At 37.1% G+C, this 22,198-nt stretch carries 22 protein-coding genes; 13 read left to right on the top strand and 9 right to left on the bottom strand.

The window, feature by feature from the left end; translation table 11 throughout:
* Positions 1-21 precede the first annotated feature (21 nt).
* Positions 22-1,251: an HD domain-containing protein gene (locus tag ALE3EI_RS10755; protein ID WP_186988533.1), complete on the bottom strand. Its 1,230-nt coding sequence runs from the start codon at positions 1,249-1,251 to the stop codon at positions 22-24.
* 123 nt (positions 1,252-1,374) lie between these two features.
* Here ALE3EI_RS10755 and porX point away from each other — a divergent pair, with 123 nt between their 5' ends.
* The 6 genes from porX to ALE3EI_RS10725 all read left to right on the top strand — a co-directional run bounded on the left by porX (position 1,375) and on the right by ALE3EI_RS10725 (position 5,849).
* Positions 1,375-2,925, top strand: coding sequence for a T9SS response regulator signal transducer PorX (gene porX, locus ALE3EI_RS10750; RefSeq protein ID WP_186988531.1), 1,551 nt, complete (start codon positions 1,375-1,377; stop codon positions 2,923-2,925).
* Between the two features lie 89 nt (positions 2,926-3,014).
* On the top strand, positions 3,015-3,428 hold the full coding sequence (gene tsaE / locus ALE3EI_RS10745; protein ID WP_186988529.1) for a tRNA (adenosine(37)-N6)-threonylcarbamoyltransferase complex ATPase subunit type 1 TsaE: 414 nt from the start codon (positions 3,015-3,017) through the stop codon (positions 3,426-3,428).
* A 175-nt stretch (positions 3,429-3,603) separates the two neighbouring features.
* Positions 3,604-3,741, top strand: coding sequence for a hypothetical protein (locus ALE3EI_RS10740; protein ID WP_186988527.1), 138 nt, complete (start codon positions 3,604-3,606; stop codon positions 3,739-3,741).
* On the top strand, positions 3,707-4,213 hold the full coding sequence (locus ALE3EI_RS10735) for a hypothetical protein (RefSeq protein ID WP_233279957.1): 507 nt from the start codon (positions 3,707-3,709) through the stop codon (positions 4,211-4,213). The genes ALE3EI_RS10740 and ALE3EI_RS10735 overlap by 35 nt, the downstream gene beginning before the upstream one ends.
* 59 nt (positions 4,214-4,272) lie before the next feature.
* On the top strand, positions 4,273-5,472 hold the full coding sequence (locus ALE3EI_RS10730; RefSeq protein ID WP_186988525.1) for an alanine dehydrogenase: 1,200 nt from the start codon (positions 4,273-4,275) through the stop codon (positions 5,470-5,472).
* Entirely contained in the window at positions 5,472-5,849 is a 378-nt protein-coding gene (locus ALE3EI_RS10725) for a DUF4258 domain-containing protein (RefSeq protein ID WP_186988523.1), read from the top strand. The genes ALE3EI_RS10730 and ALE3EI_RS10725 overlap by 1 nt, the downstream gene beginning before the upstream one ends.
* Here ALE3EI_RS10725 and ALE3EI_RS10720 read toward each other — a convergent pair.
* A complete protein-coding gene (locus ALE3EI_RS10720; RefSeq protein ID WP_186988521.1) occupies positions 5,846-7,579 on the bottom strand; it encodes a helix-turn-helix domain-containing protein in 1,734 nt (577 codons plus the stop codon). The genes ALE3EI_RS10725 and ALE3EI_RS10720 overlap by 4 nt on opposite strands.
* 575 nt (positions 7,580-8,154) lie before the next feature.
* Between ALE3EI_RS10720 and ALE3EI_RS10715 the strand changes: the two genes are divergently transcribed.
* From ALE3EI_RS10715 to ALE3EI_RS10705, 3 genes are all read left to right on the top strand, one after another.
* Positions 8,155-8,568, top strand: a complete 414-nt coding sequence (locus ALE3EI_RS10715) for a hypothetical protein (protein WP_186988519.1) — start codon at positions 8,155-8,157, stop codon at positions 8,566-8,568.
* 335 nt (positions 8,569-8,903) lie between these two features.
* A complete protein-coding gene (locus ALE3EI_RS10710; RefSeq protein WP_186988517.1) occupies positions 8,904-9,296 on the top strand; it encodes a hypothetical protein in 393 nt (130 codons plus the stop codon).
* Between the two features lie 522 nt (positions 9,297-9,818).
* Positions 9,819-10,595 (top strand): hypothetical protein, encoded by a 777-nt coding sequence (locus tag ALE3EI_RS10705; protein ID WP_186988515.1) that lies wholly within the window; start codon positions 9,819-9,821, stop codon positions 10,593-10,595.
* On the opposite strand, the gene ALE3EI_RS10700 is transcribed toward ALE3EI_RS10705, so the two are convergent.
* Positions 10,592-11,764, bottom strand: a complete 1,173-nt coding sequence (locus tag ALE3EI_RS10700) for a proline dehydrogenase family protein (protein ID WP_186988513.1) — start codon at positions 11,762-11,764, stop codon at positions 10,592-10,594. The two genes, ALE3EI_RS10705 and ALE3EI_RS10700, sit on opposite strands and share 4 nt — an antisense overlap.
* Positions 11,765-11,830: 66 nt before the next feature.
* Here ALE3EI_RS10700 and aroB point away from each other — a divergent pair, with 66 nt between their 5' ends.
* Positions 11,831-12,904: a 3-dehydroquinate synthase gene (gene aroB, locus ALE3EI_RS10695; RefSeq protein ID WP_186988511.1), complete on the top strand. Its 1,074-nt coding sequence runs from the start codon at positions 11,831-11,833 to the stop codon at positions 12,902-12,904.
* Positions 12,905-12,982: 78 nt separating this feature from the next.
* Positions 12,983-13,276, top strand: a complete 294-nt coding sequence (locus ALE3EI_RS10690; protein ID WP_186988509.1) for a hypothetical protein — start codon at positions 12,983-12,985, stop codon at positions 13,274-13,276.
* Positions 13,277-13,326: 50 nt separating this feature from the next.
* Here the strand turns inward: ALE3EI_RS10690 and ALE3EI_RS10685 are convergent, their stop codons facing one another.
* The 3 genes from ALE3EI_RS10685 to ALE3EI_RS10675 form a co-directional block, all read right to left on the bottom strand.
* On the bottom strand, positions 13,327-13,875 hold the full coding sequence (locus tag ALE3EI_RS10685; RefSeq protein ID WP_186988507.1) for a type 1 glutamine amidotransferase domain-containing protein: 549 nt from the start codon (positions 13,873-13,875) through the stop codon (positions 13,327-13,329).
* Positions 13,876-14,074: 199 nt separating this feature from the next.
* Positions 14,075-14,554: an Lrp/AsnC family transcriptional regulator gene (locus ALE3EI_RS10680; protein ID WP_186988505.1), complete on the bottom strand. Its 480-nt coding sequence runs from the start codon at positions 14,552-14,554 to the stop codon at positions 14,075-14,077.
* A gap of 34 nt (positions 14,555-14,588) precedes the next feature.
* On the bottom strand, positions 14,589-15,755 hold the full coding sequence (locus ALE3EI_RS10675; RefSeq protein WP_186988503.1) for a M14 family metallopeptidase: 1,167 nt from the start codon (positions 15,753-15,755) through the stop codon (positions 14,589-14,591).
* Between the two features lie 293 nt (positions 15,756-16,048).
* On the opposite strand from ALE3EI_RS10675, the gene ALE3EI_RS10670 reads away from it, so the two are divergent.
* Both ALE3EI_RS10670 and ALE3EI_RS10665 read left to right on the top strand, forming a co-directional pair.
* Positions 16,049-16,456 (top strand): helix-turn-helix transcriptional regulator, encoded by a 408-nt coding sequence (locus ALE3EI_RS10670; protein WP_186988501.1) that lies wholly within the window; start codon positions 16,049-16,051, stop codon positions 16,454-16,456.
* 43 nt (positions 16,457-16,499) lie between these two features.
* Positions 16,500-16,871 carry a DNA topoisomerase IV gene (locus tag ALE3EI_RS10665; protein WP_186988500.1) on the top strand — a complete coding sequence of 124 codons (372 nt, stop codon included), beginning with the start codon at positions 16,500-16,502 and terminating at the stop codon, positions 16,869-16,871.
* Between the two features lie 14 nt (positions 16,872-16,885).
* Here ALE3EI_RS10665 and ALE3EI_RS10660 read toward each other — a convergent pair whose 3' ends face one another.
* The 3 genes from ALE3EI_RS10660 to ALE3EI_RS10650 all read right to left on the bottom strand — a co-directional run bounded on the left by ALE3EI_RS10660 (position 16,886) and on the right by ALE3EI_RS10650 (position 22,193).
* The gene (locus ALE3EI_RS10660; RefSeq protein WP_186988498.1) at positions 16,886-18,928 is read right to left on the bottom strand and encodes an ATP-binding protein; all 2,043 of its coding nucleotides are present in this window, start codon (positions 18,926-18,928) and stop codon (positions 16,886-16,888) included.
* A gap of 92 nt (positions 18,929-19,020) precedes the next feature.
* Entirely contained in the window at positions 19,021-19,461 is a 441-nt protein-coding gene (mscL, locus tag ALE3EI_RS10655) for a large-conductance mechanosensitive channel protein MscL (RefSeq protein WP_186988496.1), read from the bottom strand.
* Between the two features lie 44 nt (positions 19,462-19,505).
* Entirely contained in the window at positions 19,506-22,193 is a 2,688-nt protein-coding gene (locus ALE3EI_RS10650; RefSeq protein ID WP_186988494.1) for a DNA gyrase/topoisomerase IV subunit A, read from the bottom strand.
* Positions 22,194-22,198 lie beyond the last annotated feature (5 nt).

Below are 22,198 nucleotides of genomic sequence, written 5' to 3'. Positions count from 1 at the left end.
TGCAAAAATAGAAAAAAAGGATTAGTAAATAGATTTAGGGAAGCACAGATAATATTTCACAACTGTTTTAGATAGAGCTTCGAGGTTTAATTGATCGTTTGCACTGGCAACATCTACGATCTTTCCCGATTTCGTAAGCAGATTAATGGTTTCCTTTTCCATACTGTATGCCTGATTGCTAATTTCTCCTTCAAAAACAAAGTAAGATGCCTCCTTAGTACTGATGCCGTATTTCGACTTTAGTTGCTCCATCTTCTCCTTTATTTTTCTCTTCGGAAAAGGTTCATTCTTCATTTTTATCTTGAGTAGGTCCCTGTTGAGTAGCATTTTTGACATATGCTGAAGTACAAAATCATCGACATTTTCCCATGCTTTCATAGCCGAAATGATGTCGTAGTCATCGAGTTTCGCAAATTTCTTTAACGTCTCCTTTGAAAAATCTGCTTTCGATATTTGATTTTTCATAAAGTACCGCAAAGAGTCGCTGGCGGGCAGAGAAACTCCGGAGCCTGTAAGTTCTTTTGCCCTCTGAAGAAGTCTTACGAGCAGTTGTTCTGCTACGATTCCGGTTTTATGTAAATAAACCTGCCAGTACATAAACCGCCTGGCGATAAGAAATTTCTCTACCGAATAAACCCCTTTTTCTTCAACGACAAGTTTGTCCGCTCTCACGTTGAGCATAGCAATGAGCCGCTGCGAATTTATGTTTCCTTCAGCAACACCTGTATAAAAACTATCCCTTCTTAAATAATCGAGACGGTCCATGTCCAACTGACTTGAAATGAGTTGATGTAGGAATTTACGGGGATATTCGTTCTTAAAGATTTGAATGGCCAGCGTTAATCTGTTGTTAAAATTTGCATTAAGTTCCTGCATAAACAACAGGGAAATATACTCGTGATCCACATTATCTACGATGCTGTTTTCCATGGCATGAGAGAAGGGTCCGTGACCTATATCATGTAGCAAGATAGCAATACAGAGAGCTTCTTCTTCTTGGGAAGAAATCTCAACTCCTTTAAACGTAAGGGTTTGAACTGCTTTTTGCATTAGAAACATTGCTCCCAGCGCATGATGAAATCGAGTGTGATGTGCTCCGGGGTATACCAAATAAGACATACCCATCTGTGATATTCTTCTCAATCTCTGAAAGTAAGGATGCTCTATGAGATCGAATATGAGCTCATTGGGAATGGTAATAAAACCATAGACGGGATCGTTTACTATTTTGAGTTTGTTATTCGATTTCAAACTTTAACTTTAAATTAATACTGACAAATATTTTATTGAAGAACTTCGGAATTAATTTTGAGGGATTCAAGAAAAGGAATCTCAACATATTCTTCAAAAATTTAGATTAACAAATATACATATATGAGCGACATAAAAGTACTTTGGGTGGACGACGAAATTGACTTATTAAAGCCTCACATCCTCTTTCTGGAAAATAAAAATTATCATGTTACTACAGCGCAAAGCGGTACTGAAGCTTTGGAAGAAATAAAAAATGAAAATTTCGACATTGTCTTTCTCGATGAAAATATGCCGGGACTCACAGGATTGGAAACACTAGCTGAAATAAAAGAGCACCAAGCCACACTTCCTGTGGTCATGATTACAAAGAGTGAAGAAGAATATATTATGGAGGAGGCAATAGGTTCGAAGATCGCCGATTATTTGATAAAACCCGTTAATCCGCACCAGATCTTATTAAGTTTAAAGAAGAATCTGGATCATTCCCGATTAATTTCAGAAAAAACCACCTCGAATTATCAGCAGGAGTTCCGAAAGATTGCTATGGACATGTCGATGATAAATACATACGAAGGCTGGTGTGAATTGTACCAGAAATTAGTGTACTGGGAACTGGAATTGGAAGATATTGAAGATACCGGAATGTTTGAGATCCTAGAATCACAAAAAACAGAAGCAAATAATCAGTTTTGTAAATACATTGACAAAACCTATGCATCCTGGTTTGAAAACGGAAATGATGCGCCGGTAATGTCTCACACCCTATTTAAAGAAAAGGTAGCACCACAACTGAAGGACTCACAACCTACCTTGCTGGTAGTTATTGATAATTTGAGATATGATCAATGGAAAGCCTTCGAACCGCTATTATCGAACAATTATAAAAAGACCAAAGAAGAATTGTTTTGCAGTATTCTTCCCACTGCTACTCAATATGCCCGTAATGCTATTTTTTCGGGCTTAATGCCAAGTGAAATGGAAAAACTTCATCCCAATTACTGGTTAAATGATACCGAAGAGGGAGGTAAGAATATGTATGAAGCGGAGTTTTTAGAGGCTCAGCTTAAAAGACTTGGGTTATATATAAACTGGAGTTATCATAAGATTTCCAGTTTAAAGCAGGGAAAGCGATTGGTAGATAATTTTAAAAGCCATAAGGAGGAAGACCTAACTGTTGTAGTTTACAACTTTGTAGACATGCTTTCTCATTCCAAAACCGAAATGGAAGTTATAAAGGAATTGGCGTCTACCGACAAGTCCTACAGATCTTTAACTCAAAGCTGGTTTAAAAATTCTCCTTTAATGGAGATCATTCAGCAAGCGGCTCAGCTTGGTTTTAAACTTTTACTCACCACAGATCACGGAACTATTAATGTTAAGAATCCGTCTAAAGTAATTGGTGATAAGAACACCAGTTTAAACTTGAGATACAAAACGGGTAAAAGTCTTACCTTCGAGGACAAGGATGTTTTGGCAGCTAAGGATCCAAAGAAGATTCATCTTCCATCGATAAATATGAGCAGTTCTTTTATTTTCGCTAAAGGAGATTTGTTTTTTGCTTACCCGAATAATTATAATCATTATGTTGGGTATTATCGGAATACCTATCAGCATGGTGGTGTATCCCTTGAAGAAATGATCATTCCCTTTGCTGTGCTGGAACCTAGATAATTTGTAGGTATTTTCTTCAAAAATGCAGATTATCGGTATAATATGTGAATAATCGATATATTTGTATATATTTGCTAGCAATCCAAGTTATGGAATTAACATATACATTGTGTGAATTGCCGGAAATTGCCGGTAAGGTACTAAAGAGCTCCCCTACTAAGACACTATTGTTTTATGGTGAAATGGGGGTAGGCAAAACCACACTTATTAAGGAAATAGCTAAAGAACTTGGTGTGAAGGATGTATTAAACAGTCCAACCTTCTCCATAGTAAATGAATACTTACTTGAAGAAGACAAATTATTTCATTTCGACTTTTACAGATTAGAAACTGAGGAAGAAGCAATGGATATAGGAGTAGAAGATTATTTTGAATCCGGGCATTGGAATTTTATTGAGTGGCCCGAAAAAATACCGCATTTACTCCCTGAAGCGAATACAAGAATACAACTAACAAAAAACCAAAACGGAAGTAGAACTATAAATATTTTGCCAGTGAACTAATTGACAATGAGACATAAAGGATAATCGTACTTTTAAATTTTGGCCCCAAATCGCATAATTTTTAAGCAGCTTTTTTTTGAAAAAGCCGAACTTATAAAGATACGGTGAACATTATTGAAATACTTGTTTTTTTTCGTGATACGTTTGTAATATAAACCTCACAAAAACTAGTATTATGAAATTGACTAAAACCCTTTTGATCGTTGCAATTTTTGGAGCCGGATTATTTATGTCCTGCACTCCGGAAAGCATAGAAGATGGACAAACCGAACAACAAGTTGACAAAACCCTTAAACCCCTCCAAAACGGGTAAAAAATCTTTGTTTCTTGGTGGTATAATTGTGCTACTGATAGCCATTACACCCTTTGTGTTCTATTCATATAAAAGTCTCCCAGAAACTCAAATCTGGGAGACTAGCCTATTTAAGGCTACCACAAGTTTTCCAGATTGGCTTTCTGCAGCTTGGTATTTTATAAACAAATTTGTACCACTGTATCTTTTGTTGCTTTGGTTTTTCACCTGTAAACATTGGTGGCATTGGATTATTTTAGTTCCAATAACAATGTATGCCTTTCAACTTTGGGGTGTAGTAAATGAAAGTAATAATCTGGATGAATTAGAATTAGTTTACATTGTTCCATTAATGCTTATAATTGTTCCGGCTGTTTATCTTATTAGAGCTAAGCTTTTTAACGAGGTGCGAGGAAAAGATTTAGATTCATTTGAAGAGGAATTAATGGTTAAAAAATCAACCTGGCAGCAAATAAAGGACCTTTTTCGTTAACATTTTCACTTCACAATTTAGAATTAAATATGTAACTTGGTACGAATAACCAAGCCGTCATGTCACAGCCTAAATCCCCTTTTACCCGGTCCCAATTGCTTCCCCAGGAAGAAATGCTGGAAATTCAGCGCCAAAAAGGAGATCTTTTTATCGGCATCCCCAAAGAAGTGTATTTTCAAGAGAGACGAATCTGTCTTACCCCTGATGCTGTGGCTGCAATAGTGTCCAATGGCCATAAAGTATTAATCGAAAATGGAGCCGGAGATGAAGCCGGATTTTCAGATCGTGATTATAGTGAAGCGGGAGCTTTATTAACTAAAGATACGCGAAAAGTCTTTGGATGTCCTATCATTTTGAAGGTTGAACCGCCTACCCTTGAAGAACTAGAATTAATTAAACCTAAGTCGGTACTTATATCCGCCCTTCAATTAAAAACAAGAAAAAAATCATATTTCGATCTGCTTTCAAAGAAAAAGATCACCGCACTTGCTTTCGAATTTATAAAAGATGAAGATCACAGTTATCCAGCAGTAAAAGCACTCAGTGAAATTGCCGGAACAGCTTCCGTCTTAATAGCTGCAGAATTAATGGTTAATGCAAAAAAGGGAAATGGATTGCTTTTCGGAAATATCAGTGGAGTTCCTCCTGTGGAAGTTGTTGTAATTGGTGCCGGAACAGTTGGACAATTTGCGGTACGATCAGCTCTGGGACTGGGCGCCAATGTTAAGGTATTTGACAGCTCCATTACAAGACTGCGTCAGTTGCAAACCAATGTAGGCTGCACTTTATACACTTCCACGATTCAGCCTAAAAATCTGTTAAAGGCGCTTAGAAGATGTGATGTTGCTATTGGGGCGGTACGCGGAAGCAATCGCTCTCCAATCGTGGTTTCACAGACCATGGTGGAGAATATGAAAAAGGGCGCTGTGATCATAGATGTGAGTGTCGATATGGGAGGTTGTTTTGAAACAACCGAAATGACCTCACATGACAACCCCACTCTAATTAAGTATGATGTGATCCACTACGGAGTTCCGAATATTCCGGCACGCTATCCAAAAACGGCCTCCATCTCTATCAGTAATATATTCACCCCATACCTTCTTGAGATTGCGGAATGCGGCGGACTTGAAAATGCGGTGCGATTTGACAGTGGTTTAAGAAACGGTTTGTATTTTTACCGGGGAATACTAACGAACAAAGCTGTGGCCGATTGGTTCGATATGTCGTACAGCGAAATTAACCTGTTGATCTTTTAATGAAACTCATTCATCGTGTTGCATATTACCTGGGCGGTTTTACCATTGGTATAGTCATTTTACTCTTTTTTTTAAGTGGGAAACGCGCCTCTTGTGACTATTCGCCTAATGCGAGAACTTTAAAAAACATTAGAATCAAGGAACGGGTATTTACCAAGGAAGCTCTTTTAGAGCTGAAAGAAAACAACCTGGACACCTCCGTGGTGTCGCTGTTATTGAAAAATGGATCAGTGTTATTTTCAGAGAGTAGCACCAACTTGGATTCCTGTAAACAATACGTCATAGAAGGAGTGGAAAAGAATCGAATAATCAAGCTTCGAATTGAAAACTGTGATCGAACAGCAAAGATCTTATCCGCACATTTAGAGGTTGATTAAGCCCCTGATTTTTCTAATCTTTTTATGAAAAAGGAAGGGTAGATCTTATTTCGATTGTAAAAAGCCCTTCTGAAAGATTCTGTACTGCTAAATCCGCTTTCCATCGCAATTGCCTTTATGGTATACCTTCGGAATTTTGGATTAGACCTAAGTTCCTTCACAGCAAAGTCAATTCTAAGGTCATTTATGTACTTAGAAAAATTCTTTTCCATTTTAAGGTTGATCACCCGTGAAAGGTAATTCGAGTTGGTTTCAAAATCTCTCGCCATTGTCATCAAGGATAGTTCCGATGAAAGAAAACCCTTATCCGATTCAAAAACATCTAACTTCTTTAAAATAGAGTCAACAACCTCAGTCGAGATATCATTCTTATAGGTATTGGAAGTGTCCTGACTTGAATCATAAGTAGAATGTTCTGCCATTAAGATTTTAAATCTTTTTTTATAGATCATCTGTTGATTGACATAAAAGATCAACATTCCCAAAGTTATAATTAAGCCCGAGGCAATCCACCAGTTCGCCATTTTAGAACGTTGATTCTTGGCTGTAAGCCCCGCAATAAGCGCCTCCTTCTCCTCGATTAGTTTGGGGGTTTCATATTTCTGTATTAACTCGGCATCGAAATACTGGTAGTTTATTTTAAAGATACTATCAACTTTTATTAACTTATTTAGATACTCAATTTGTTTTTCTGGATTTTCATTTGAGGCGTAATAACCATAAAGAATTTCAAATATCATTCGATCATCATAATTGATAATTATATTTCCAGAATCATAAACAGAATCGGATTTTTGCACCCAATAGATTCCACTTTCCTTTTGTTTAAGTTCTATTAAAGAAAGTCCTTTATATAAATATATATTCACTAATGAACTTGGACTTAAAATTTTATAATATTTATCTAAGAGGCTGTCAGCCTCCAAAATAACTCTTTCAAAATTACCTTCTAAATAGGATACTTCTAATTCTATTTCGGATAACCAAGTATGGTGCTCTAATTTATCTATCCAATGATAATCTCCTAAAATTGAAAATGTTTGGTCAATATAGTATTTCGCTGAGTCTATATTTTTTAACTGAACATAGCAATAAACATAATTTTCATAGGAAAATATTAATTCCGCTAAATAGAGTTGGTCTATATCGATATTAGCACTATTTCTCGTTGAATTTTTAAGCTCCAACTTATAGTTTTCTTTTTGGATAATCTTATTTCTAATATGCTGTAAATCCAGTGCCTCCCGTTTGTCTCCCCAAGTAGCTTTTAAATTGATTAACATATCCATACAGTAGACTTGCTGCTGTAGGTTCCCTGTGATTTCAGCAATATTCATGGCTATTAAATAATTTTCAGTTGCATATGGTAAATTATTTATTACCCAATAATAATATGCTTTTAGAGTATACCCCATAGCCGGATAAGTAATATGTTTCATACTCTTTGTAAGCGCAATCACACTATCTGCAAAGGCAATATTCTTTTCGGGATGAAAAATACGGGCAAGACGATCGTAACCCCTCGCCATTTTAATCGTATCCAGTTCTATTCTGGCACGGTTGAGATAAGTTCGTGCAATTTTTTCCTGATTTATGGAATCTCTATCATATTCATTAAAGAGCGTAAGAAGCTCTTCATATTTTAGTGAATTAAGGTACTGTTGCTGCAGTTCCTGGCCATTAAGGGAAGCAGATATGATAACAAGATATGTAAACACGAAAATTCTCATACAATTTTAAACTATTGAGGAGTTATTGTAAGGAATATGTAACAATTTAACATTTTGTGTTTCTAATATGAAATTTTTTAAGAATTTAAATTTCAGCTGCTAATTAACTACCTGTGTATCAGGACTATAAATATATTTCGATTTAACTCAATTCATGAATTGAGTGTTTATTATTCTTGAATTGAGATATGCTTCCTTTGCAAATGCCAATTTTTCATCTAAAATTTGGAATTCATAAACTAGTTCTATCAGCCTGAAGCTTTTGTTTTTTAATATTAACTGGGGAGTTAGTGCTGCAAAACTTCAGGTTGATTTTTTTTTTAAAGTAAGTCTAATCAAAAATTAAATCAGCCAAAGAAAGTAAGAAAACAAAAAAGGAAAGCCACTACAAGGTAGCGGCTTCCACAGATTTGACGTTTTGAAATAAACACGTGTTTAATTCTATTTGCTAAGGTAATAAATTTTCTAATACTAAAAAGCACCACTGTTTATTTTAAAAGTGTGACGCTAAAACACTTAAAATGAGCCGCGTAAACCGAAAAGCGTATGAGTAGGTAAAAATTAATATAAGTATTATGAAAAATTTAAAATTATTAATTACTGTCATTTCCTTAATTATGTTTTCACATTCTTCCATATATGGGCAAGGAAGTACAAATCAACCATCCGACGGGTATTCACTTCAAATACCAACGGAATTAAAGGCAACTGAAGCTGAATTAAACGTTCATGAATTAATTTCAGTAAGTCACTACGATCAAAATTTAAACGGATATGTATATATCAAGGGGATTATAAACTCCAATAAAGAGGCTAAATTATATTCCGTCCAGACTCCTAAAAGACCAGTTTCATATCAACGTAGCCCTGGGTGTACAGGAGGTAATTATAATGCATGTGCAAGAGATTGTACAAAACGATCCAATACTTATGGTATTATTCTTTGCACCGGTTATTGCTTTATAGATTGCATAATTTTTGAAGAATAATATTTTTAAAATAATTATTTACTAACTAAAAATGATCAAGTTATGAGTAAGCAGGAAAATCAAAATATGAATAAATTATGGGGCATTATTAAACTCCTTTTAATTGCTCTTGCAGTAGTAATATTAATTTTTATTTTAGTTTATTATTTTGCCGGGTGGGGTAATTCGTAGGAAAACACTCTAATTTATTTCAATTCGAACAGCTTCTAATATTCTCCTCTAAGGTGTTTATAGTTGTGCTAAAAAAACTCTCATTTTCTTTCAAAAATTAGAGCAAGGCAATTCGATTTTCTAAATCAACGTTTGTTCATACTTGATCTTTGTAAAATTTCAAGATGAAAACAAAAACGATAATCAATTTCTATGTTTTCTTATTTCTAGTTACGGTATCAAATTCTGGGTTTTGTCAAATATCAAACCCTGAGGAAGTTGGAAATAAGACCATATTCATTCCTAATGAACTAAAATCAAATATTGAATTTAGTAATTTAGACCGATCATTAACATATCACAGTCAGTTTATAGAGAGTTTAAACGGGTATGTAAACATTGTTACAGATTCAAATGGGTTAATCTTAAAAATTACCGGGCCCAATTCAATTGATCAAAACATTTTAATAGGCAACCAGGATAGCGGCGTTGTGCCTTGCCCACACTGCCTTCCGTATCACGAAAATAAAGCATGTGTATTAGTCTGCATATTTGATGCTTTATTCGGTGATGATTAAATATAATTACAGGAAGTGCCTTACAAAAGATTAGGAAATTTCATAATTAACTGGGTAAGGTGCTTCCTTATTATAGCAGGTGAAAATGTTCAATTAATTTCTTCCCTCCCTTAAAAAATTCTTATGAATACGTTTAGGATTAAGACCTTATTATTTACTATAAGTTTTTGTTTTATAATAACTAAAACAAAGACTTATTCTGCTGTATTAAATCCAAATCTATCTATAAATGAGTGCATTGATTCATTGATTATAGAAACAAAAGCGATCCTAATTAAATTCGAAACATCAAGAAACACTATAGCAAATAAATTGAAGTATGTAAATAGAATATTTTTAAATAGCTCCGATACTCAAGAAAAAGTTGCCCTCTTAATTGAAAAAGACATACTTAAAGACTCTTTAAAATATTTAGACTCCAATCAAGAAACAGAAATATCGAAAATTCGCTATATCAAAGGGCTCCAGATCCTTAAAATTCTATATGAAAAAAACTTAGCTCTTGATCATCATTTTACATCAATGAACAGCCTGAGTGAGATCAATAATATGGCAAATCCTAACCACTATCCTGAGTTTGCGAAAACCAAGAACTTACTAACTGAAAGTCGTGAAGGCCGAAGAGGATTTCTGTTATCAGACCTAATGAACGACAATTTATATACCTCAGTAATTCATACATTTATTTCCCTATTTAATAATGAAAAAATAAAAGGAATAAAGAAAAAAGAGGAACTGGAAAAGATAGAATGCATCCTTGATTTTACTTTTCGCATGAACAATGATCTGGATATTATTTATTTCGAATCCATTTTTTTAAAACGTAACAATGAAGAAATGACATTGGATCTCGAAAAGCTTTTTAAAGAGTATACTGCACCAATTGGATATAAAACTTCGCTTTCAGACTGTAGAAAAAATGATGACTGGGCTACTATTGTTGACAATTTAAATGTTTATGTAAACAACATTGAAATGCTTACAAAAGAGAATATTTATAACAGTAAGGTCAACATCATGCAAATTGATATAAAATTCCCGGTAGATCGACTCCTTCAATTCATTAATCGATATAATATTTTTATTAGTCAGAGTACTAAGTTTTACGAAAAATTTGGAATTATGCTAAACAGCTATGAGAATGAAGATCGCTGTGCTAAAAGCATACCTTCAGAATATCTGAGACTTCAGGAAAATATTTCTGAAACAATTGAAAAGTTTAACACCGCCTATAAGCCCATCGAGATCAATGGGAGTAAACTTAAGCAGGCACTATATGGCATAAGTGAATACGATTAGATCCTCCTCCGCTCCTTTTCCTTCTTTAACAGGGTAAGTTCCCGGCTGGTCTGGCCGCTTACGGAGGTATTTTCTTCGGCCCGTCGTATTAAATACGGCATCACATCGCGTACCGGTCCGAAGGGAATGTATTTGGCCACATTATAACCTTCTTTGGCCAAATTATAACTTATATGGTCGCTCATTCCGTACAATTGACCAAACCAGATGCGTTTATCGTCCTTTGCCAGTCCTTTGGCCGCTATAATATCCAGGGCCAGATAACTGCTGGCCTCGTTATGCGTCCCTAAAAACAGGGAAATATCCTCCAGATTGTCGAAAATATACCGCATTACGGCATTAAAATTATCATCGGTAGCCTTCTTGCTCTCACATATAGGCGTGGGATACCCCTGCTCCTCTGCCCTGTCATTTTCTTTTTCCATATAAGCCCCACGCACTACCTTAAAGCCCAACTTATACCCTTTTTCCTTAGCTCTTTGGTGTATTGCCTTTAAATAGTCCAGTCGGTCCCAGCGATAACACTGTAGTGTATTAAAAACCACAGGACGTTGGGTATTGTACTTTTCCATCATGGCTTCACAAAGCTCGTCGGCAGCATCCTGCATCCAGGATTCCTCCCCATCTATAAGCAGGGAAATATGGCATTCCTGCGCCACCTCACACACCCGGTCATATCGGGTTTTTATACGTTCCCACTCCTGATGTTCACTTTCCGAAAGGGGTGTTTTCTCTGTGATCTTTTGCCAGATCTTAAATCGGCCGAACCCCGTGGGTTTAAAGACCGAAAATGGCATCGCCCCCCTTTTTTCTGCAAATCGTGTGAGTTCGACGACCTTTTCCATTGTGGCATCAAATTGCTCTTCTTCCTCCTTCCCTTCTACCGAGTAATCCAATACCGAGTACACCCCGGCACTTTGTAAGCTATCTACAGTAGGCTGACAATCCTTTTCGTTTACCCCGCCACAAAAATGATCAAAGACCGTAGAGCGAATGAGTCCTTCCACAGGCAAATGCGCACTGATGGCAAATTTGGTGACGGCAGTGCCTATACGGACCAAAGGTTCGTTGGCGATCATTTTAAACAGGAAATAGGCGCGTTCCAGCTCCGAGTCGCTTTTAAGGGAAAAAGCCGTTTCGGTATTATCAAAAAGAGATTTTGACGTCATATAAATTCAGTAAAGTTCACAAATATAGTTAGATTTGATATCTCTTTAAACAACTAATTTCGTTTCATGCCAAATCGCAAAAATGTCAAACTCCCCCACTCCATTCATTTTAATTCCGGCAGCTGGGAGGCACTAAATACATATCTTTCTACTTCAGGGTTTTCGAAAGTGTTTGTCCTAACCGACGAGAATACAAACACCCATTGTTTACCCATTTTTCAAAGAAATTGTACTCTTAAAAATTTTGAGGTGCTCAGCATGAAGGCGGGAGAATCTCACAAGACCATTGACAGCTGCGTAACCCTTTGGCAGCAACTTTCTGAAAAAGGAGCCGACCGGAAGAGCTTATTAATCAATCTTGGCGGTGGTGTGGTTACCGATCTGGGTGGATTTGTAGCAGCCACATTCAAGCGTGGAATACATTGTATACATATTCCTACCTCCTTGCTGGCTATGGTAGATGCCTCTGTGGGTGGAAAGAACGGAGTGGATTTGGGTAGTTTAAAAAATCAGATCGGTGTGATCAAACAGCCGGATCTTGTGCTGGTGACTACTGAATTCTTAAAAACCCTGCCCGAAGATCATTTTATTTCGGGTCTGGCCGAAATGCTAAAACACGGTTTGATCCATTCTGAAGCCTATTGGCAGAAGGTTTCAAATTACGATAAACATACCGGGGATGATTTGGATACGCTAATTCTCGAGTCTATTCTAATAAAGCACAGTGTCGTCTCTGCAGACCCGAATGAAGAAAACCTAAGAAAAACTTTAAATTACGGACATACGCTGGGGCATGCTATAGAGTCTTATTGTCTCGATCATTCTGAAAGACGAGCCTTACTGCACGGAGAAGCCATTGCGATAGGCATGATCTTAGCGACCTTCATTTCATCTGTGTTATTGTCGTTTCCGAAGAAAAAACTGGAAGAAATATCAAGGGTGATCTTTAACTATTTTCCGAAGCAGGAATTCAATCGATCTGATATTGAAAACGTAATTAAACTACTCATCTACGACAAAAAGAACACCAATGGCAAGGTTCATTTCGTACTTCTGGAAGCGATTGGCAGTCATAAAATAAATTGTGAAGTTCCTAACAGTCTAATTTACAGTGCTTTTGAGTACTACGAAAATTTTTGAAAATTTATGGTGAGATAATTTGTGGTTTTCTATTTTTTAGTAGTTTTAAAACGACAAACCATCTACGGAGAACCACTTATGAAAAGAATAATTGTTGACTTTAAAAAATTAACCCCGGAAATCCTATCCCTTTTAGTAGATAAGTATCCCGACGGCTACGACGACGATCATGTGATCACTTTTAAAAATGCCCAGAACGAAACCGTAGAGGCTGTCGAGGTACGTACCGAAGATACCGTTTACCTCGTTAAAGTAAGCTCTCGTCTGGAAAATTCAATGGCCAACTTCGATGAAGATGATTATGAGGATGCCGATTTCAATGAACCTATTAGCGAGATACCCGATAAAAAGACTTTAGACGAAGAAGAATAAAAAAAAGAGGCGGAAAAACCGCCTCTTTTTTATTTATAGCATTATATATGTTATGCATGTTGTAATTCATGTTTTCCTTCTTTGATCTCTTCAATCAGTTTAGAATTAAAGGCAGGAAGATCATCCGGATTTCTACTGGTGACAAATCCTTCGTCCACAACTACTTCTTCATCTACCCAATTTGCTCCTGCGTTCACAAGATCATCCTTAATTGACGAGAAGGAAGTCATTTTTCGGCCTTTTACAACATCGGCAGAGATAAGGGTCCATGGGGCATGACAAATTGCAGCCACAGGCTTTTTCTCTTTAAAGAAATCACGAACAAACATCAGGGCATCTTCGTTTCTTCTCAGTTTATCAGGATTTATAACACCGCCGGGAAGAACCAGTGCATTGTATTGCTTCGAATTTACTTCAGATAAGGTTTTATCAACGGTGTAAGCGTTACTCCAGTTGCCATCGGCCCATCCCTTGATGGTACCCTTTTCCTCACTTACGATATCCACTTTAAATCCCTCAGCTTCCATTGCTTCTTTAGGAGATTTAAGTTCAGATTCTTCAAATCCGTTGGTCGCTAATATTGCAATTCTCTTTTCCATAATAGTATTTAGTTTTTTGTTATTAATAATTTTCTTCTATATCAATAATACCAATAAACACAGGGCTTAACAAAGATTTGCTGCTAATCTTTTATTAAACTTTGTTAAAACTATGGTAAGTGAATTTCAGGCTTAGAATTTAAACGGAAAATAGAACACATCCTGTAGGTGATACATTGGGATGAGAGAAGCAAATTGTTTAAATATTCTTAAATACTGAATGCATCAATCGCTTTTTGTCATTGATGCTTTCCTCTAGCGAGATCATCGTTTCTGTACGGGTAACGCCTTCAATATCATCGATCTGATATATAATATCCTTGGCATGAGAAGTATCCTTTGCGCGTATCTTACAAAAGATATTGAACTTTCCGGTAGTCACGTGGGCAACCGTTACATAAGGTATATCATTGATACGTTCCAACACAAATTGAGTTTGAGAAGTTTTATTGAGAAAAACCCCCACATAGGCGATAAAAGAATAACCCAGTTTTTTATAGTCTAGCGTAAGTGAAGAACCTGTAATAATTCCTGCTTCTTCCATCTTACGTACACGAACGTGCACGGTTCCTGCAGAGATCTGTAGTTTTTTAGCAATATCGGTAAAAGGAGTACGCGTATTCTCGATTAACATGTCGAGAATCTGATGATCGGTATCATCTAATTTGAATTTAGCCATGGAGGAGGTGTTAAAAAGACAAAAATAACGCTTTTTATAAAGAAAATGGATCATTATTTGAATAAATCACATTGTTTCTGTCGTATTTATCCTGAATCGTTATAATTTTCTCACCAATTTTTATGTTTTCTTGAGAATTCACTAAAACGGTTTTGTGCTGAGCATCAATATGTTTGTGGGCGTTAAAAGTTGAAAGATCTCCGATAAAATCAAGTTGAGGTATAAACTGAATCTCCCCGTTGCGCACAATTTCCCGATATTGAATTGCCAGAGAAGTGCTGTTCTCACTATCCTCCAGACGTATATTGCTGATGATAATATCTTTAAAGTTTACCATATTCTCCGGAATCTTCTCGTAAGCTGATGTAACGGCCTGACGGTTGGATTCTTGTGATATTGAAAATAATTCCAACAATGCGAAGAAAATATACATTCTTGTTTGTTCTCGCAGATAATCATTCTGAAAGTGACCTGCTTCAAACAAAATTGTTGGGACACCAAGCATCTGAAAAGTATCTCCTACACAGTTTATATTGAAAGCGTCGTCGTACCTTCCAATCTGCCCGGGAATTAACTTTTCTAATCTATTGTACATTCGCACGATATGGTTCATAGCGACTTCTCTGGACGCAGTGATGCTCCGTTGCTCATCTGCCGAAGGCGCCAGAAATGAAACTGTTGCCGGTAAACCGGTTCGTAAGCCATAAATAGTTCGCTGATCGTGTAGATTGAGGCACAGGTCGGGTTCGATATCATGGAAAGCCTGGCGCAGTATTTTACTTTCATTCTGACTTAGATCTTGTGCATCACGGTTGAGATCGACCATATTTGAATTTTCACGCGTATAGCGCTTGGCTCCGTCCGGATTTAACATCGGAATAAGGTAGAAACTGTACGAATTGAGAAATGCGCTTATTTCTTCTGAAAATTGCTCGTTTTGGGTAATAAACTTTAAAAAATCGAAACAAGCTTTTGTCGTCGTTGATTCATTTCCGTGCATTTGAGACCAGGCTAATGCTTTTTTTGAACCGGTCCCGATTCTCAACATAGAAATATTTTTTCCTTCTTCTGAAATTCCTATTGAAGAAACTTCAAAATCTCGGGAGTAAGATTTAAGGATAGGATCGATGTGATCTAGCGTAATATATCTACCCGATAATCGATCCTCAAAATTGTGTTTATACCATGTCTCGAATCTCATAGGTTACATCTTGGTAGACAAAGGTAAACATTGCCTTGTTTACAATTGTAAACAGTGAATATCGCTAATCTGTATACTGTTGTAACCAACTCTTGACCTCCTATTCTAAAAAATGAATAGAAATTTTAACATGTTCATTATTACACAATATAATAGATTTATTTTCAACGCTTTATATATCTTTAATTAAAGTATTTAATTAATTATATTATAGGTATTTTAACTGTTTTATATAGAATACGAATATAATAATTTACATTTGTAAACGTTTAGATCACAGAAAGCATATTACAATGGTAAACAGCACCGATTTTGCAAAAAGGCTCGAAAAAATACTCGCTTTCTACGGGTTGTCGGCGGCTGCATTTTCGGAAGAGATCGACTTCAATCGCTCCACGATGTCACACCTCCTTTCGGGTCGGAATAAACCCAGTTTGGATTTTATTATGAAGGTGATCCAAAAATTTCCTGAAGTGGAATTGTACTGGTTGCTCAATGGAAAGGGCTCCTTCCCTGCTCAATCTAAAACCATTCAGGAAACTTCGTCTTCAGAGCATAACGAACCTTTGCCTAAAAACGAGTCAAAACCTGCATCTCGATCAGCATCAGCTTCGATACCAGTGACAGGTAATTCAGAAAAGGAAATTGACAGAGTGATTATTTTCTATAAGGACGGAAGCTTCAAAGCCTACGAAAATTGAGGGATTTCAAATTTAAATTCTGAAATTTGCAAAAACGTTGTCTATGCGATTTTCTGCACTATTTCTGGTTTTTATATTTGTTACGGGTTGCTATGAACCTGAACGCAATTGCACTGCCTTTAAAACGGGAACTTTCGAGTTTGAGGCCTTAGTAGGAACTGAACTTTTTACCACAAGAATTGAACGAAATGATTCCATTGAAGTTGAATACTTTAACGGAAAGATCGATACTGCATCGGTTCGTTGGATCAATGACTGCGAGTATATTCTGAAAAAATTAAACCCGAATAGCATTTCAGAAAAAAAAGCCATTCATATTAAAATTCTGTATACCGAAGGAAATACTTATACTTTCGAATTCAATGAAGTAGGGCAATCTGTAAAAAAGAAAGCTACAGCCACAAAAAGAAACTAATCTTTAATCTGTTCTTACACCTTGTTATGCCGAAAGTGCTTTTGGAGTATTGCATACAGATCACTTTTATTAATAGGCTTGAGCAAATAATCATCCATACCTACTCGCATTCCTTTTTCTATAGCTTGCCGTGTCACATCTGCAGACACCCCAATGATCAGCGTTTCTATCATTCCGCTTCTAATATGAGAGACCGTCTCAAAACCATCCATTTGCGGCATATGAATGTCCATTAGTATCAAATCAAAATCCTCCATTTCTAAACACCTCAATGCCTCTTTTCCATTGGCGGCCCCAACCGATTTCACATGAATAGCGTTGAGATAATTCATTAAAATGATCCGATTGAGCCGATTATCGTCTACCACAAGCGCTTTAGTCCCCGTAAAGTCTAAATCGTTATTCTCATCCGTAATAGTGCCCGATGATAGTAAAAAAGGAAGCGTAACAGTGAATTTTGTACCCTCGTTTTCCTTACTCTCAACTTCAATTGTACCGTCTAATAAAGAAACTAATTCCTTTGTAATTGACAGTCCCAAGCCACCCCCGGCGTGTCGTTTCCGTATCCCATCTTCAGCTTGAACAAATCGATCGTAGATATAGTCAAGTTTAGATTGCGATATTCCAACCCCGGTATCCTCTATAAAAACTGTGACTATAAGATTCCCGTCCTGTATCTCGTCACTGTAATGCACTTTGATCCGCCCTTCTGGGGTAAATTTAATAGCATTGTTTATTAAATTAGTGAATATTTGATCGAACTTAGACCTGTCACCGATCACTTTCTTTTTATAAACGGCTTCAATGTTGGTTTCTACTACAAGACCTTTATTATAAATTTCAGGAGTGTAAGTATCAACTATCTTTTTAATACGTTTAGACGGACTAAACTCATCGTGATCGATCTTAATTTCACCCGACTCAATTTTGTCGATATCCAGTATATCATTAACGAGTGAGAGCAGCGCATTAGCCGAATTGTGCATGAGCTTTACATAAACACCTTCCGTTTTACTGATATCACGATCCTTCAGAATATTTGCAAATCCAAGGATAGCATTTAAAGGAGTTCTTATTTCATGACTCATGTTAGATAGAAATTGTGTTTTAGCCTGTGAAGCTTTAAACGCTTTTTCCTTTTCTAATTCCAGTTCGTTATTTAATTGATTAAGGCTGAAGTTGAGACTTTCAAATTTTTTGGCCTTAAACCGCGCTGCGAGGAAAAAATAAGAAAGGAGACTTAGCAATGCCGAAAATATGAGTCCTACCCCTAACGCGGAATTCTGAACCCTAGTCCGCTCCTTATATACAGCATTGTCCCTATATAGAAAATAAAAGGTCCAGTTCTCATTACTTGCCGGATTCGGTTTTAACTGAGTTGTAAAAACTCGAGAATCGGGAAAATTAGCCGGTTGCGGATCATTGAAACTATAAAATACATTTCCGACATCATCTTTTATAAGAATGGCATGCTCTTCTAGATTTCTTCCAATATTATCGAATTGCTTTTTAAAATCCATTCCGGCCGTAATGGTTCCCTGAAATTCCTCCTTATAAAATACCGGAACATCGACTAAAAACGCTTTTCCACCTTGCGTTAATTTCACCCAAGGTGTTATATTAGTAATACCGCTAAGACTTTTTTCTCTCCAATTCGTATATCGATATTCAATTTTTGAAATATCAAGTCCAATAACGGTCTTATTGGGCTCAAGAGGAACAATATCTGTTATAATGCCATCCTTATTTATCCATTCTACAAACTGTAACGCTTCATTCTGCCCTATGAGTCTCTCGGCATCACTAAACAAATACTGTTGAAAAGCACCATCACTTTCCTCCAGACGGGCCTTGAGGTTTGAGAGGGAAATAATATTATTTCTTATAGTTCTCTCAAAATCATGCGAAGCAAGGCTTCCGGAAGTTTTGATCTGATTATAATAGACCTTTTGCAGATTATCCCGAGCGCGAAGAAATAGGAAAGTACACAAAAGACTCATCACAAGAAATATCATAACTGATATCCAGTAAAAGCGTCTGGGGATAAGTAAAGACATTAATTTGTTCTCCTATAAGGGTTTATAATTCTGGCGCTAATATTAGAAAATTCTTACAAATAGTCCTAAAAAAACTGAAGAATAAGATTTATTTATTTTCTATTGTACTCATTTTTAGACAGTAATTTATTTTGCTCGTCCAGAAGTTTTTCAATATTGGACAACAATTCAATGTTTTTAGGGGTTTCAACGGCTTTATTTTTAGGGTCTTCGGCCTTTTTCTTAAACCGGTTGATAAATTTGATCACCACAAAAATAGTTAGAGCAATAATAAGAAAATCAATAAGCACTTCTATGAGTTCCCCATAACCAATGGCAACCTCTTCTGCGGTATCACTCGCCTCGCGCAAAACGTATTTGCGATTGGCCAGATTTACATCATCAGTTAACATGGATAAGGGAGGCATTACTACCTTTTTAACCAAAACATTTACAACACTATTGAAAGCCGTACCAATAATGATTCCAACGGCCATGTCGATCATATTCCCTTTAACGGCAAAATCCTTAAACTCCTGAATAAAACTTCTCATTTGGGCTTTCTATTTTGAAGAATTATGGTCAATGATTAAAATTTCTAAAACAACAACGTCTGACCTTCATCATCGGTCGAAGGCTTGTCTTCTTTGTCTTCCATAGATTCTTTTTGTCCAGTCGTTCCTTCTTGAGAAACATCCTCTTCATCAATCACCTCCATATCTTCTGCCGAAGTAGATTCCGGTTCTTCATAAGGTAACGGAGACAAGGCATCTATTTCCAGTACTTTATCTTTGGTCAATTGATTTCCCATAGCGGTAATCCCTTTAACGGCTATAAAATCTTCTAATTCAATAATGAGGTTTTCCTTCCGCTCCTTCCCTCGTTCTTTAGCAAATACCACCTCAGCCACAGGGCGGTGGTCTGTAAATACCCGCTCTAGATATGATTTAGGGTGATCTGTTATGATACTTTCTTCCTTATCCGGGTTTTCAATGAGAAAACGCTTTACATAGAACAATTCCTTTTCACCTTCCCAATAAATGGCCGAAATTGGTTTTTTAGGCTCCCATTTTTCAAGTACGATCATATCGTCGTCAAAGCGCAGCGTAAGTTCGGGAACTACAGTTTTTACGATACCATTCTGATTAATGATCAATAAACGGTCTTCTTTCCTGAATTCTCCTTTTAATTCTCCTCTTGCATCGACATTTAATCGTTGAACCGTATCATCAAACCAAATCTTTCTAGGTTTTAAAGTCGATAATCCTTTTTCCTTCAATTCAATTCGCTTCACAGGGTGTTTGGTCACAATATTCCCTTTGGAGGCACGTCCCTTTACTAATTGATCTGCGAAGTCCAATTCGAATTTCAACTTTTTAATGCTACCCGTTTGGCGGAGTAATACATTTACGACTTCGGCTTCTCCGTTAGGGTTAGCTGTAAAATAATACACTTTAGATCCTTTTGTTCCTGCGGTTAGATCGTACTCTTTATCCCGTGTGATGGAGGTCACGGCAAATCTTTTTACATAGGTGGCTCCACGAGGACCATCCTTATAGATCATGTTATAAATCGTTCGCTTATCCTTTTTCTTGAAAACGGCCACATGAATAATCCCTTTTCCAACAAAAGTCTTGGCATCTACCTTAGTCACCATCATCACCCCATCCTGCGTAAACACAATGATGTCGTCTATATCACTACAATCAGTCACATATTCGTCTTTCTTAAGGCTTGTACCTACAAAGCCTTCTTCCCGGTTTACAAAGAGCTTGGTATTTCGAATCACTACCTTGGTCGCTTCAATATCATCAAAGACGCGTATTTCGGTCAATCGCTCCTTCCCTTCACCATAATCCTTCTTCAGTCTTTTAAAATAATCTATTGCATAAGGAATTAAATGCTCCAGATGATATTTCACCTGCGCGATCTGCTCCTCTAATGCATCGATCTTTTGCTGAGCTTTTTCTATATCGAACTTAGAAATTCGCTTAATTCGTATCTCCGTAAGCCGTACTATATCCTCTTCCACTACAGGACGCTTCAGATGTTTGATATGTGGCTTGAGTCCGTTATCGATCGCCTCGATCACACCTTCCCAGGTTTCCTCTTCCTCTATATCCCTATAGATCCTGTTTTCAATGAAAATACGTTCCAGTGAGGCGTAGTGCCACTGATTCTCAAATTCATTCAGCTGAATTTCCAGCTCACTTTTCAGTAGCTCGACTGTGCGATCTGTAGAACGTCTCAACATTTCAGAAACACCGATAAACAAGGGCCTGTTATCTTCAATAACACAACCCAATGGCGAAATGGACGTTTCACAATTGGTAAAGGCGTACAAGGCGTCAATGGTCTTGTCCGGAGATATTCCTCCGGGCAAATGAATTAAGATCTCTACTTCGGCCGCAGTGTTATCTTCTATTTTTTTGATCTTTATCTTACCCTTGTCGTTTGCTTTCAGAATAGAATCGATAAGTGATGATGTGGTTGTTCCGAAAGGAATTTCACGTATTACCAAAGTATTTTTGTCATGCTGAAGAATCCTTGCTCTACTGCGCACTTTTCCGCCCCTGAGTCCGTCGTTATAATTTGTCGCATCCATGATCCCCCCGGTTGGGAAATCGGGAAGCAATTGAAATCTTTTATTCTGAAGGTGTTTTACGGAAGCATCGATGAGTTCTATAAAATTGTGTGGCAGTATCTTGGTGGAAAGTCCTACAGCGATCCCTTCGGCTCCCTGTGTTAACAGCAACGGAAACATTACCGGTAAATTTATTGGCTCCTTTTTGCGTCCGTCGTAAGAAGCCTGCCACTCCGTGATCTTGGGATTGTACACTACGTCTAACGCAAATTTAGATAAGCGGGCCTCAATATATCGCGAAGCCGCCGCTCTATCTCCGGTAAGTATATTACCCCAGTTTCCCTGGGTATCTATAAGCAGGTCCTTCTGACCTATTTGCACCATGGCATCGCCAATACTGGCATCCCCGTGGGGGTGATATTGCATGGTATGACCTACAATGTTCGCTACTTTATTATAGCGTCCGTCGTCCAGATCTTTCATCGATTGCATGATACGACGCTGAACAGGCTTAAATCCGTCCTCTATAGCCGGTACCGCACGTTCGAGGATCACATAGCTGGCGTAGTCCAGAAACCAGTCACGGTACATTCCCGTGATCTTGGTTATGGTTTCCCCGGAATCTTCATCATTCCCTTGCCCATTGGCATTCAATTCGTTTTCCGGCTTTAATTCGTCTTCACTGTTGAGTTCATCACTCATCCTTA

Origin of the sequence: Constantimarinum furrinae, from assembly GCF_014295415.1 — a bacterium.
Lineage (GTDB): Bacteria > Bacteroidota > Bacteroidia > Flavobacteriales > Flavobacteriaceae > Constantimarinum > Constantimarinum furrinae.
Note: the sequence above shows the minus strand (reverse complement) of the source record. Positions and strands in the feature narration are given on the sequence as shown.